This is a genomic window from Pseudoalteromonas sp. T1lg24 (genome assembly GCF_002964745.1).
In the GTDB taxonomy this organism is placed as follows: domain Bacteria; phylum Pseudomonadota; class Gammaproteobacteria; order Enterobacterales; family Alteromonadaceae; genus Pseudoalteromonas; species Pseudoalteromonas spongiae.
In genome coordinates, this window is sequence record NZ_PQCB01000033.1 from 972783 (window position 1) to 987539 (window position 14757).

A 14757-nucleotide genomic window follows, 5' to 3' on the forward strand; every position below is an offset into this window, starting at 1 on the left:
CGCATTAAAGGCTAATACTTTTCCACCAGATACTTTTTGCATCACGGCAGCGCCAATAAAGCGACCAACCATAGCACCGCCCCAATAATAAGCGATGTATTTCGCAGCGGTTGCCTCTGTCATCTGGGTTGCACTGGCACTTGAAATGTAATTGATTAAGGTACTGCCAATCGCCACTTCTGCGCCCACATAAACAAAAATACCGATAGCACCAAGCACTAAATGCTTGTGTTGCCATGCCGAGCCTTGAGTAACTTGCTGAGTTTCTTGATTGGTAATTTTAGGTAACTTTAATACTAAAAAGATAAGCGCTAATACTAATAAAGATGCCGCTAAAATTAAATAGGGTAACTGTACAGCGGTACCATCATGACTTTGGTTTGCGCTATCAGCAGAGAAGAAAAGTGCCGCGCCAAATAATGGCGCTACTGTTGTACCTAATGAGTTAAATGCTTGGGTTAAGGTTAAACGAGAAGGCGCTGTTTTAGGGTCACCTAACGCACTGACATAGGGGTTTGCTGATACTTGTAAAATCGTGATACCACTGGCTAATACAAATAAGGCCATTAAGAAAAGCGCATAGATGCCTGAGGTTGCAACAGGGTAAAACAACAAACAGCCCACACAGGCAATGGCTAACCCGGTCACAATGCCTTTTTGATAACCGATTTTCCCGACTAACTTACCGGCAGGTAGCGAGATAATAAAATAGGCACTAAAAAAGCAAAATTGAATAAGCATTGCTTGAGTGTAATTAAGGGTAAAAGCTTCTTTTAGATAGGGAATTAAAATGTCATTAAGACAAGTAATAAAGCCCCACATAAAGAAGAGGCTAGTTAAAGCAACGAGCGCAAACTGAGTGTTTGAGGTGTTGCCAACATCAACCTGAGCGGTTTGATTAATTGGGGTAGGTGAGCTCAATGTTATTTCCTTTAATATGTTGTCAGTTTTTTGTAATTTTTAATATTAAAACGCTAAAGTATACAATATAAAACAAGCTGAAAAGCATTACATACGATTGCATTAATTTTATAAACACAACATATTGATTAAATAGTATTTTATTGTGCTAAATATCATTAAATTACAGGTTCCTTTAATTCCATTTAATTCATCTTTTATAACGTTTGCTCTACTTTTGACCGGAAACTGCTGGTTTTGGGCTAAAAGAACGATGCAATAAATGCATTAAAAAAGAAGCATTGTTTAACTTAATTGTAAAAAAATTTGATCTTTTGTACGCAGTGACTTAATTTAAATGAAAGCGCTTACATTTCCGTGCTTTTATTTTTAATCAAAAATGAAAGCGCTTACATTTGTTTTTACAGAATGTACGACAACTAACTATATTAAAAATAAAATCCTCTATCGGGGCGAAGATCATGAAACACGCAGCGAGACATATAGCTTCCTATGCGTTGGGATTATCGGCAATAGCTTTAACGGGCTGTGGTGATAGTACCAACACGGATACAGATCTTACCAAAGTTGACCCAAGTCAGCCGGTAAGTGATTGGGTAATGGTTTGGAATGATGAATTTGACGGTACCAGTATTGATGCCAATAAATGGCGTCATGAAGTAAATTGTGCCGGTGGTGGCAACAACGAAAAGCAATGTTACACCGACAGTGATGAAAACTCCTTTGTTGCGGATGGCATGTTGCACATAGTGGCAAAACCTGCCCCAGAAGGAAGTGAAAAACCTTATACTTCAGCGCGTTTAAATACGCGCTACAAAGCCGATTTTAAATATGGCCGTTTTGAAATGCGTGCGAAACTCCCTGCTGGGCAAGGTGCATGGCCTGCGTTTTGGATGATGCCAACCGATGAAGTTTATGGTGGTTGGCCGCGCTCGGGCGAAATTGACATTGTTGAGTCGGTTAACCTAAAAGCCAGTACTGCAGAAGGGCAGGCTGAGGCATATGTGCATGGCACACTTCATTACGGTCGAGAATGGCCTAACAATGCAAGTTCAGGCAAAGCCTATTTGCTACCCGATGGTATGAACCCTGCTGACGATTTCCATGACTATGCTATTGAATGGCAAGAAGGTGAAATTCGCTGGTATGTTGATAATTACCTTTACGCAACGCAGCGCCAGTCTGAAGTGCGTTACAACAGTAAAGATGAAGCGGTTGGACTTGCACACAAAGGCTGGTTTACGGAATATTTTGACCAAGTAACCGGTGAGCTAAAAACGTTCTGGACAAGTGCGCCTTACGACCAGCAGTTTTACATGATTTTAAATTTTGCTGTAGGTGGTGATTGGCCAGAAAATGTCAATGAACTTGGTATTGATGAAGCGGCGTTTGCAAACGGCAACACCTTTGAAATTGACTACGTACGTGTGTACGAATGTGCAGCAAATCCGGACACTGGTAAAGGGTGTGAAACGGTGCGCCCAGGTTATGACAAGCTAGATGATGCACTCGTTGAAGGTGCCGCCCCAACACCGACATTACCGCCAGTGGGTGGTAATACAAATGTAATGATCTTTGATGGTGTACTTAACCCTAACTGGCCTGCGTGGGATTGTTGTGGCGGTTCAACACCTAGCATTGTGAGCGATGAAGAGCGCGGTGACGTAATGCAGTTTACGGTGGGCAATCAGCCAACAGTAAATGGTTTTATCTCGCGCGATGAGTTTATTACCGATGCTGAAGGTAAGGCATCACCGTTTGACGCCTCTGGTGTGATTGAAACGGGATCTGTTAGTTTCAAAATGAAAGTGACTAGTGCGCCAAGCAATCCAGATGCAACTTGGATGTTTAAAATTGAAAGTGTTGGTGCAAGCACCGCCTATGAAGTGCCACTTAACACCAGTGTTGAAGGTGTCGACCCAGTGGTTGGCCAATGGCAAGACTACACTTTCCCAATCAGCGTATTGGCTGAGGCGGGAATGGATATTAGTGCGCTAGATGTAATTATGATTTTCCCAGCATGGGGCACAGGTGAAGGCGCTGAATACCTTGTTGACGAAGTACAAATCGGTGCGCCAAGCACGTCACCAGAGTTAGTACTGTTTGCTGATGGTGAAAACCCAGATTGGCCGATGTGGGATTGTTGTGGTGGCTCAACGCCGACTGAAGAACTTGACGACGATGCCCATGGTTTAGTCGCTGAATTTAAAATTGGAGCAAGTCCAACAGTAATGGGCTTTATTACCCGCTCAGCAAATGGCGGCGGCGATAAACCTTTCGATGCATCAATAATTATTGAAAATGGTGTATTGAGCTTTGAAATGAAAGTAGTGGATGCACCGCTAAGCCCAGACGCTTCTTGGGTAATCAAACTAGAATCTGATAATGCAGCCAGTGCAGTTGAATTACCCATTACTGATGCAATTGAAGGCGTGGCGCCAATGACAGGGCAATGGCAAACATACACATTCCCAATTAAAACGTTAGTGTCGAAAGGCCTTGATGTTAGTGCGATTGACGTGGTGATGATTTTCCCTGCGTGGGGCACAGGCGAAGGTGCAACTTACCGTGTTGATAATGCAAAAATTTACGATCCAACAGCAACAAAACCTGCGGGTGATGAACTCACACTATTTATGAATACCGTTGCTGAAAATTGGCGTATTTGGGATTGCTGTGGTGGTTCAACGCCGACAGAGGAACAAGACGATGATGCACACGGCACGGTTGCGCAATATGTAATTGGTGCACAGCCAACGGTGATGGGCTTTTTTGCCGAAGATGGTGTGTATTTTGATGCCTCTAACTTACTTGAAACGGGTGTAGTTCGTTTTGAAATGAAAGTGGTTGATATGCCGGTTAATCCTGACAGTCAGTGGCTTTTCAAAATTGAATCAGGTGATGCATCCACTGCTGTTGAATTGCCACTATCGGCCAGCCTAGAAGGTGAAACACCGCGCACAGGCGAGTGGCAAACGTATACCTTTACGATGCAAGAGCTGTTTAGCCGAGGCTTAGATATTAGTGCTATTGATGTGGTCATGATATTCCCAACGTGGGGAACGGGTGAAGGTGCGGTTTATCGCGTTGATAACGCAGTAATTACAAATCCGTAACGATTATTGGTGGCAAGCGTTTCGCTTGCCTAAAGTCAAATCAAGATAAGTAGAAAGATTATGAAAACAACAAGCTATAAGAAAAGCCAAGTAGCAATGTTAGTGGCTGGCTTACTAGGTACAAGTCTTGCGACGCCAATATACGCAGAGCAATTAGCGCAAAACGAAAATGCGGAAAAAGGCGTTGAAGTTATTGAAGTTAAAGGGATCCGAGGCAGCTTAATTCGTGCAATGGACCTAAAACGCGAAGCGTTTGGTGTAATGGACGCGATCAGCGCTGAAGAAATGGGTAAATTCCCAGATACAAACTTAGCCGAATCACTGCAGCGCATTACCGGCGTATCGGTTAGCCGCTCAAATGGCGAAGGCAGTGAAATTACCGTACGTGGTTTCGGACCGAGCTTTAACTTGGTTACGCTTAACGGCCGTCAAATGCCGGGCACGGGTAACTCGCGTTCATATAAACTTGAAAACCTCGCCGCAGAAGGTGTTAGCACGTTAGAAGTGTATAAAACCGCGCGCGCAGAAAAGCCAACTGGGGGGTTAGGGGCAACGGTAAATATTGTTACCGCTAAACCATTCCAACGCCCAGGACAGCAATTAACCGCAACTGTAAAGGGGATTTACGATAGCTCAAATGAAAACGGTGACGATGTAACACCGGAAATTTCAGGCATTTACAGTAATACTTTCTTTGATGATAGGTTTGGCTTTGGCGTGTCGTTTTCACGTCAAGAGCGTGATTTTCAGCGCCAAGAAGCGAATATCCAAGGCTGGCAAGCTAATGTTGATTTACCAACACTTGAAGAGGGGACGTTTGTTGATCCGCGAGCGTTAGACAGTGAAGGCAACCGCATTGGTAACCACTTCTTTCCAAAAGATATGAATTACAGCATTGCAGATGTAGAACGTGAACGTAGCAATGCACAAGTGACCTTTCAATATGAACCTATCGATGGTTTAGTTGCCACATTGGATTACACCTATACCAATGCCATTACGGCAACCGAAATTGCAGGTTGGGGCATTTGGAATGAGTTTGGCGGCAATATTAACGGCTATGAGTTAGACCAAAATGGTACCGCTGTTTTTGCCGATATCAGTGGTAACGATGGTTCATTTACTGCAAGTAAAGACACCACAGAAGTCGATTCAAAATCAATTGGTTTAAACCTAGTGTGGGAGATCAATGATGATTGGAAAGTGGAGCTTGATTATCACGATTCAAGCAATGAAACCGACAATGGTAAAGACAAAGGGTTAGGTAGCTCTGGTCAAGTTATTCTCGGTTCAGATCAGCTGGTTAATAAAGTATATGACTACCGCACTGGCGATATTCCACATGCAATGATCAACTGGCGAAACGGATCAAACGAATTACTGCCAAGTGAAATAGATTCTAACTTTAGCCAGTTCATTCACTCGCCAGGTAAGTCTGAAATAGAGCAGCTACAACTGCACACTACATGGTTTAATGAAACCTTTGATATTCCACTCGTCACGGTTAAGTTTGGCGGTACATTTACCGACCAGACAATGAGTGGTTCTAATGCGTGGAGTGGTTTGCGAGGTGGCCCAGGCTTTAATCCATCGTTTACTGAAATTTTTCCAGACAGTATGTTTACACGTCATGATACCAGTGATCTATTGGATGAATTTGCTGGTGGTGGCAGTGATTTAAACCCGCATTATTACTACAGTTACGATTTCGATGAAGCGGTTGCACGTCAACTTGCTTATCTAACCGAAGATATTATGGGCGGCGATGTTTACTCAATTGACCCGTATTTTGACGGTATTGATGCACAGGGCGCCGTTACCGAAGAAACCGTGGCATTTTACCTGCAAAGTGATTGGCAGTTTGAGATTGCAAACTATGAAGCGCAGCTTATTGTTGGCGTGCGTTATGAAGATACCGACGTAACCAGCAATGTGCGTCAACGCGTTGAAACCCAAGTGAACTGGGAAAGTGCTTCAGAGTGGATTATGCAGTATGAAGCCGGCGGCAGCGACAATTTCCTTGAGCAAACAGGCGGGTACGATGTATGGCTACCTATGATGGATTTACGTGTAGACCTGACTGATGACTTAGTCACACGTTTTTCTTGGGGTAAAACGATGTCTCGCGCGCCACTTGGTGATTTAGCTGGGGTTCGCTTACTAAGCGGTAGTCCAAAACCAGGTGCTCGCACAGGTTCGCAAGGTAATACTAACTTGTTACCGTTTGAGTCAACAAACTTAGATTTATCACTTGAGTATTACTACGGCGAAGGCAGTTATGCCTCGATCGGCTATTTCAGAAAAGACGTGGATAACTTTATTCAGACCACGATTACCGAAACGACTATCGACGGCTTAAACGATATTTACAATGGTCCACGTTATTTACAGGCGATTGCTGATATTGAAGCCCGTGGTGAGCAAGCAACCAGCACCGCTATTTTTGAGCAAATGTTGGCAAATGGTCACGGTAATTCAGAGGGTAAAATTGAACCAGCTGCAGGCGACCCATTAATTGTGTGGAATATTAGCCAACCAACCAATACCGACAGTAAATCTGTTGATGGTATTGAATTGGCTGTTCAGCACTTAATTGGTGATACCGGCTTCGGTTTAGGCGTAAATGCTACTTTTGTTGATGGTGATGTCGAGTTTGATGTTAACAGCCTAGTGCAGCAGGCGCCGCTTACAGGCTTAAGCGACTCGGCAAACTTCCAAGCGTTTTATGAAAAACATGGCTTGTCGGTGAAACTTACTTATGCATGGCGTGATGCATACTTAATAGGTGTTGGCCAAGCACAAGGTTCATCGGATGCGCCACCGCAATTTGCGAAAGAATTCGGTCAAATTGATATGAGTGTGAACTACGATATTAATGAAGATTTCACAGTGTTCTTTGAAGGTATTAATTTGAACAACGAAACCGAGCAAGGTTATGGTCGATATGAAGAGCAATTCTTATTTGCTCGCCAATATGGTCCACGTTACACCTTTGGTATGCGTTATTCTTTTAACTAGTACTCCCTTGTTGTCAGCAAGCCGCATTTCGATGCGGCTTTTTTGTGGCCAAAATTTGACGGATTTTGTAACGCTAACCATTATTAATTAATGACAAAAATGGTGATTACGCGCCTGCAACGCGCTTCAAAACAAGACCTTTTCGCACACATTGCTGGCGTTACTTTGTTGCTATTAAGTTTACTGCCAACGTTACTAAGCGCTGCGCCAAAACATACGGTAGTATTTGATGATATTGCCCAAGTAATGCAGCAATATGATTTTGACAATGGCCTCAGCCAAGCTTCCGTTACTGCAATCACGCAAGACAAATTTGGTTATATCTGGCTCGGTACGCAATCGGGGCTAAACCGCTTTGATGGTAAGCGTTTTAAGCACTTTTTTCCCGCACAACCACTTTCCAATGAACTCGCTGGTGGGTTTATTACATCGCTTTGTAGTCAAACAAATTATTTATGGGTAGGCACACAAACAGGGTTGTCACGATATCACCTTGAAACCAGTGAATTTGAACGAATAAACATTAATAAAGAAGATGATTCGGTTGAGCGTATTAAAAACCTATCGTGTAACCATGACAGCTTAGTGATCACCACCGATGACGGTGAGTTATATGTATATCAAGCTGAAACAGGGTTGCGGTCCGGCAACGACATTTTTGCAAAATATAATGTTAGCGCAATTCATTTAGCGCAATCGCGATGGTTTGCAGTTACAAACAAGGGTATTGTTACTAAACAAGTTGGTGCAGCGCAAAGTGAGTTATTACTGCCAGGCAACATAGAACAAATCGCGGTAAAAAATAACGCTTTGGTATTAATAGATGATGCACAGCAGGTGTGTTTTTATCAATCGTCACCGTTACAGCAAATGTGGTGCAAATCGTTACCTATTTCTCAGATGGCAGAGGTATTTCAACTCAGTTTACTCGAGCATGATTTACTTATTGCATCAAGCCAAGGCGCTTTTCAGTTATCGTACAAAGGTGAGATTTTACACCACTTTAAGCGCCAACAAGGTAACCAAAAGGGGTTGGCCGAAAACACGATTCTAACCATATTTAAAAGCCAAGAAGGCGACATTTGGCTTGGTACCGAAACTCAAGGTTTGTATCACTATCGTGAGTTAAGTAACGCATTTGGTCATGTTTACAATTTTAAGAACACCGCGCGCAATAGCGATTTTTATGATGTGAGAAGCTTTGAATTTGATGCCAGTGGTACCTTGTGGATTGGTACTTCTAAGGGCATTTATTTATATTCAAATCAGCGCTTTTTTGCCGCCGAAAGTATTTATCCATCGCTTAAAACGTTTAACACTACCTTCATTACCGACTTAACCATTTTTAACGACAATGTGTGGATTACTAGTCGCGGTGCGGGCTTGGCCAAGTTTGATTTAACCACAGGGCAAACGTGGCTAGTAAAACCTAAAATAAACAACCAAGAAGTCGAAAGCTTTAACTCCGTAATTAGTTTTAAAGGCGAGCTCGTTTTTAGCTCTCGTAGCCAAGGTTTGCTCACGTTTAACCCCAACACCAAGCAGTTTAGCCATTTTATTAAAAATAACGAAAATGCGCCTGAGCATGCAACAGGGCTATACACCGATGGGGAACATTTATGGTTCGGCAGTATTGGCATGGGGTTATTTAAATTTGATGGGAAAACGTTAGTTTCGATGAATCAAACACATGGCTTAAGTTCCGATCTAGTTTTTATGATCGAAAAAGATGCGCAAAACCGCATATGGGCTGCTACCGATAAGGGCCTGAGTATTGTAAATCAAGATATGACGTTAGCGCGCATTGTTGAGCGTAAACATGGTCTTGCCAATAATGCCATTTGGGCACTTGTAAAAGACAATAATGGCAATTTTTGGGCAGGAACCAGTGGCGGGTTAAGCCATATTCAAAGTGATGATTTTACGATTCGTAATTATTTACGCAATGATGGCATTCAATCAAACGAATTTAATTTTAATGCGGCATTAAAAACCCAAGACGGTCGCTTATTTCTAGGCGGAGCAAACGGCTTTAATCAGTTTTATCCAAATGCAATTGAAAGCGCCCGTAAAAAACCAAATGTGCAATTAAGCTCAATTAAGGTACTTGAAAATGAGCTCACGCCGATTAACGCCAAAGAGCTTTCTACTGTACCAGAGCTGACGCAATCCCTTACACTCAAAGCCAAGCAAAACATTCTCTCGCTTGCGTATTCATCAACAAGTTTAGCGTCTGATCGCCTCTCTCATCTCTACTATCGCGTGATTGGCTTAAGCGATAAATGGATCAAACTCGAACAAGGACGTAATCAAATTGATTTAATTAATCTCACGCCGGGTGATTACACAATAGAAGCCTATTTGGTTGACCGGTTTAATAATGCCTCTGCTGCACACCAACTAAAACTAACTATCGTGCCGCCGTGGTGGGCATCGAATGTTGCGAAAATAAGTTACCTGCTTTTTGCATTGTTAATTGGCTCCTTAATTGTGTATTCACGGGTTAAACGTTATCGCCAAGTGCTCAGTGATAACAACAAAATGAAGCAATTGAACGAACGTTTTGAAATAAGCCTTTGGGCCAGCGGTGATGATTTATGGGATTGGCATATTGCCAACAATACCATTCACCGTTTTAGTGTGAATAGCCAACTTGATTTTGGTGAGTTAACAGATGCCGTGCTGTTAGATGAGTTATATCGTTACGTGCATCCAAAAGACTGTATTTTACTGGAAGATAAGTTAGAGCGATGTATTTCGGGTGAAATTGATAGCTACGAAATAGCCATTCGAGTTAAAGAAAAATCAGGTAAATTTCGCTGGGTACGTGATAGAGGAAAAGTCGTAAGCAGAAACAGTGCAGGTGTTGCTGAGCGCATTGCAGGCGGAATTCAAGACATTCAAAAGTTAAAAGAAAATGAGCTCGCCCTTGAAAATTGAATCAGTCGTTAGAAGAGAAAGTGCAAGAGCGTACAGTGCAACTTGAACAAAATAACCAGCAATTGCTGCAAACCTTAGATGAGCTTGAAAAAATGCAGCAAGACTTAATTGAAAGCGAAAAAATGGCGTCGCTGGGTAATTTAGTGGCTGGTGTTGCCCATGAGATTAACACGCCACTTGGTATTGCCATTACCGGTGTATCATCAAATCAAGAAAGCATTGAACTGATCGAATCACAACTGACCAATAAAACCCTAAATCAGGCGACGCTAATAAACGAAATTGCAAAACAGCGCGAAGTTTACCAATTGGTGCAACGCAATTTAGAGCGCGCCGAAGCGCTGATCGCTAACTTTAAACAAGTGGCGGTTGATCAGTCTTCAGAGCAAATGCGCGAAGTACATGTACGTGAATACCTTGAACAATTGCGTACATCGTTAGCACCACTGACTAAAGGAAAAGATATCACTGTATCGATTGCATGCCCCGAGAGTTTAGTCGTGGAAACCTATCCCGGCGCATGGTATCAAGTGATGTCTAATCTTATACAAAATTCGGTAACACATGGTTTTGAAGGTCTAAACAAAGGCAATATTGCGATTTCCATAACACTTAATAACGGCAAGCTTGTAGTACTGTATCAAGACGATGGTAAAGGTGTTTCAGAAGAAGTGCGAGAGCGTATGTTTGAACCTTTTGTTACCACTAAGCGTAATCAAGGTGGCAGTGGCTTGGGAATGCACATCGTTTATAACTTAGTAACTCAGTTACTTAATGGCGAAATCACTAGCCGACGCGTTGAAAACCAAGGCGCGGTATTTGAAATTGAATGTTTTGTGAATGTAATTAGTGAATAAAGCCCCTTTCATGTCAATTGAAAAGGGCTTTAATGTGGGGGCAGTTAACTTACTGACACATTTGTATTGCAGGTGTCTCTGATTGTGTAATCTTAATGTTAGCAAGTGATAGCGTTAGTGCATTCGATGAACCAATTTCGAACGGTACAACTAGTTGATTAAACTTAATGCCTTGCTGAGTAAAGCACGCTAAATCAACGGAAAGGCTATGCCATTGACCATCTGCTTTAGCGCTTAGCAAGTGAGTAATATCCATTTTGCTATGGCAGCTTCCTGGTACATCTGCGGTGCCTTCACAATTCATGGTTAGCCACACATCTTTAATGTTTTGGTTATCAAGTTTTATATCAAACACAAGCTGTGCTGTATCTGATACTAAATTGCTTAAGTCTTCACGGAAGTGGCTTTTACTGGCAAAGCGAAGACCAGCAGGTTGCTCGCCACTGATTGAAATTTTGCGCGCATCTTCTTGAATTACTTTATCAATGGTACGGTAATTAATACCGTCAAGATTCAAAGTGCTTGAGGTGATTTGTTCGCTATGGTCGCCTGAGAACAACCATGCTTGCCATGGCTTTTTCACTTCACCCTCAAGAATAGACACACTCTTTACATCGCCCGCTTTACGCTCAAATTGCTCAGGTAAGTCGTTTGGTAGAGTCGTATTTGATTTTGATGTTAATCCATAACCGTAGGCAAATAACGGTTTTTCATCGGTGGTTTTATAAAAATCAATGTGCTGATTTGGGTTCATAGGCCAGCTAAATGGCAGTTTGCCCTTAAAATCAACATTCACGCTGTTATTTGCTTTACGAAGTAGCACATCGGCAATCGCCGCACCTTCTGAGCCAGGTAGCCATGCTGCAACAAACGCAGTTGAGGCATTGAATTCAGCATTAACCCACATTGGGCGGCCGCTAATAAACACAGCTACAACTGGGATATCCGCAGCTTTAAATTTGTTAAGTAAGGCAAGATCGCGTTTTTCCCCAGCTTGATACTCAAGGGTTGCGCGGTCACCATGGCCTTCGGCATAAGGCTCTTCACCAAATACCACAATCGCAACATCTGGCTTCTCTGAGTAACTGCCATCAAGGCTGTAATCGAGTATACCGCCTGCGGCAGTTACTTGGCTGCGTAAGCCATCCAGAATTGATGAACCACCTGGAAAATCACTATTTTGGTTATTCGTTCCTTGCCATGTGATTGTCCAGCCGCCTGATTGTTTGCCAATATTATCGGCTGCATCACCTGCCACTAAAATGCGCTGTTTAGGTGATAACGGTAAGAGTTGCTGGTTGTTTTTCAGCAATACTAGCGATTCACGCACTGCTTGTGCAGCTACGTCACGATGCGCTTTTTGGCCAATTAACTCTGTTTTACCTGAAAGTGCTCTGTCTTTTGGGCGTGGCTTATCAAATAAACCCGCGCGGAATTTTACGCGTAAAATACGGCGCACGGCGTCATCAACACGCGATTGTGCAATTTTGCCAGCGTTTACTTGTGCAATGGTATTTGCCATTAATGCTTTCCAATCAGAAGGCACCATAAAAATATCAAGGCCGGCATTAATTGATTGTGCGCAACTTTCATTGCTACAACCTGCCACTTGCCCATGACCATTCCAGTCGCCCACTATAAAGCCATCAAAGCCCATTTTTTCTTTGAGTACATTGGTGAGTAGGTATTTATTCCCATGCACTTTTTTGCCATGCCAGCTGTTAAATGATGCCATTACAGATTGCGCACCAACATTTAAACCGCCAACATAGCCCTGTGCGTGAATATCAAGTAAGTCTTGTTCAGACGATAGGTTATCGCCTTGGTCGTCACCATCAACCGTGCCACCATCACCGACAAAGTGTTTTACGGTACTAATTACACGTTCATTGCCTAAAAAGTCTTTACCCACTTCGCCTTGTAAGCCTTTTACCACTGATGCTGCGTAACTTTTCACAAGCGCTGGATCTTCAGAGTAGCTTTCATAAGTACGGCCCCAGCGGTCGTCTTGCACAACGGCAACGGTTGGTGCAAACACCCAATCAATACCGGTTACCATCACTTCTTTTGCTGTGATTGCCGCGATTTGCTCCATCAACTTTGGGTTATTTGCTGCACCTAAACCAATATTGTGTGGAAATAACGTTGCCCCAATTACATTGTTATGGCCGTGCACTGCGTCTGTGCCCCACATAGTCGGGATCGTAGACCCATCGAGTGAGTCGTCAATTGAGGCCATATACATATCGTCTGCGAGCTTAATCCAGTCTTCTGGTGTAGCGTGTTTATCGCCATTAGGGAACGAACCGCCCCCATTTAGATAAGAGCCAAAACCATAACGGCGCATATCTTCAACGGTGATATTGCGGATTTCAGGTTGGATCATCTGTGCGATTTTTTGCTCTAGCGTCATTTGCGCTAGCAGCGCATCAATTTTACTCTCAAGCGCTGCATCGTATTTCACAGGGCTTGTGATTTTTGGCCAAATATCGTTTTTAGTGTTTGTTGGTTTGGCATTATCATTGCCCGACATACAGCCGCTCAACGCCAAACAAAGTGCTGAGAGCGAAAATAGCTGTTTATTCATTGTTTTGTCCTTGAGTAGTTGATGGCACATGTCCTTTCACACCGTAGAATACGATAAATACGTAACATACAGCAGGAATAATAAATGAGAGCGTAAGACCAATCGTATCAGCGGCCATACCTTGGAACACAGGAATAATGGCGCCGCCCACGATGGCTAAACATAAAATCCCTGAACCTTGTGAGGTGTGCTCTTTTAAGTTGTTAATCGCAAGACTAAAAATAGTTGGGAACATAATTGAGTTACATAAACCCACAGCGAGCATGGTCCACATGGCAATTGGGCCAGAACTTAACATTGATACCACAATCAATACGATAGCAAGGGCTGCGTTAAAGGCCAGCACTTTACCACCAGATATTTTTTGCATTACGGCAGCACCAATAAAGCGACCAACCATAGCACCACCCCAATAATAAGCGATGTATTTAGCAGCGGTTGCCTCTGTCATCTGGGTTGCACTGGCACTTGAAATGTAATTGATTAAGGTACTGCCAATCGCTACTTCTGCGCCTACATAAACAAAAATACCGATAGCACCGAGCACTAAATGCTTGTGTTGCCACGCAGAGCCTTGAGTAACTTGAGGGGTTTCTTGATTTGCGATTTTAGGTAACTTTAATACTAAAAAGATAAGCGCTAATACCAATAATGACGCAGCTAAAATTAAATAAGGTAACTGTACAGCGGTACCATCATGACTTTGATTAGCGCTATCAGCAGAGAAGAAAAGTGCAGCCCCAAATAATGGCGCTACTGTGGTACCTAATGAATTAAATGCCTGCGTTAAGGTTAAACGAGAAGGCGCTGTTTTAGGGTCACCTAACGCACTGACATAGGGGTTTGCAGAGACCTGCAAAATCGTAATACCACTGGCTAATACAAATAAGGCCATTAAGAAAAGCGCATAGATGCCTGAGGTTGCCACAGGGTAAAACAACAAACAGCCTACACAGGCAATGGCTAACCCGGTCACAATGCCTTTTTGATAACCGATTTTCCCGACTAACTTACCGGCAGGTAGCGAGATAATAAAATAAGCACTAAAAAAGCAAAATTGAATAAGCATTGCTTGAGTGTAATTAAGGGTAAAAGCTTCTTTTAGGTAGGGAATTAAAATGTCATTAAGACAAGTAATAAAGCCCCACATAAAGAAGAGGCTAGTTAAAGCAACGAGTGCAAACTGAGTGTTTGAGGTGTTGCTAGCCTCGACTTGCATAGTCTGATTTATTGGATTGGGTGAGCTCACGATGATCTCCAGTTGATTTTTTTGTTGTAAGCGCTTACATTTAAATCATGTAAGCGCTTACATTTATAG

At 42.8% G+C, this 14757-nt stretch carries 7 protein-coding genes; 4 read left to right on the forward strand and 3 right to left on the reverse strand.

Translation table 11 applies throughout. The features are described 5' to 3' along the window. The coding region (locus C2M30_RS16645) for a sugar MFS transporter (RefSeq protein ID WP_442792813.1) at positions 1–921 on the reverse strand (921 nt) is incomplete at its 3' end. A gap of 461 nt (positions 922–1382) precedes the next feature. Between C2M30_RS16645 and C2M30_RS16650 the strand changes: the two genes are divergently transcribed. The 4 genes from C2M30_RS16650 (at position 1383) to C2M30_RS16665 (ending at position 10852) form a co-directional block, all read left to right on the forward strand. Beyond that, positions 1383–4037, forward strand: a complete 2655-nt coding sequence (locus tag C2M30_RS16650) for a glycoside hydrolase family 16 protein (protein WP_105172506.1) — start codon at positions 1383–1385, stop codon at positions 4035–4037. Positions 4038–4097: 60 nt separating this feature from the next. Then, positions 4098–7055 carry a TonB-dependent receptor gene (locus tag C2M30_RS16655; RefSeq protein ID WP_105172507.1) on the forward strand — a complete coding sequence of 986 codons (2958 nt, stop codon included), beginning with the start codon at positions 4098–4100 and terminating at the stop codon, positions 7053–7055. A 90-nt stretch (positions 7056–7145) separates the two neighbouring features. Further along, positions 7146–9995: a ligand-binding sensor domain-containing protein gene (locus tag C2M30_RS16660; RefSeq protein ID WP_105172508.1), complete on the forward strand. Its 2850-nt coding sequence runs from the start codon at positions 7146–7148 to the stop codon at positions 9993–9995. Then, positions 9992–10852, forward strand: coding sequence for a sensor histidine kinase (locus C2M30_RS16665; protein ID WP_105172509.1), 861 nt, complete (start codon positions 9992–9994; stop codon positions 10850–10852). Before C2M30_RS16660 ends, C2M30_RS16665 begins: the two co-directional genes overlap by 4 nt. 49 nt (positions 10853–10901) lie before the next feature. Here C2M30_RS16665 and C2M30_RS16670 read toward each other — a convergent pair whose 3' ends face one another. Beyond that, positions 10902–13439 (reverse strand): glycoside hydrolase family 3 protein, encoded by a 2538-nt coding sequence (locus tag C2M30_RS16670; protein ID WP_105172510.1) that lies wholly within the window; start codon positions 13437–13439, stop codon positions 10902–10904. Beyond that, positions 13432–14688 carry a sugar MFS transporter gene (locus C2M30_RS16675; protein ID WP_105172511.1) on the reverse strand — a complete coding sequence of 419 codons (1257 nt, stop codon included), beginning with the start codon at positions 14686–14688 and terminating at the stop codon, positions 13432–13434. Before C2M30_RS16675 ends, C2M30_RS16670 begins: the two co-directional genes overlap by 8 nt. Positions 14689–14757 lie beyond the last annotated feature (69 nt).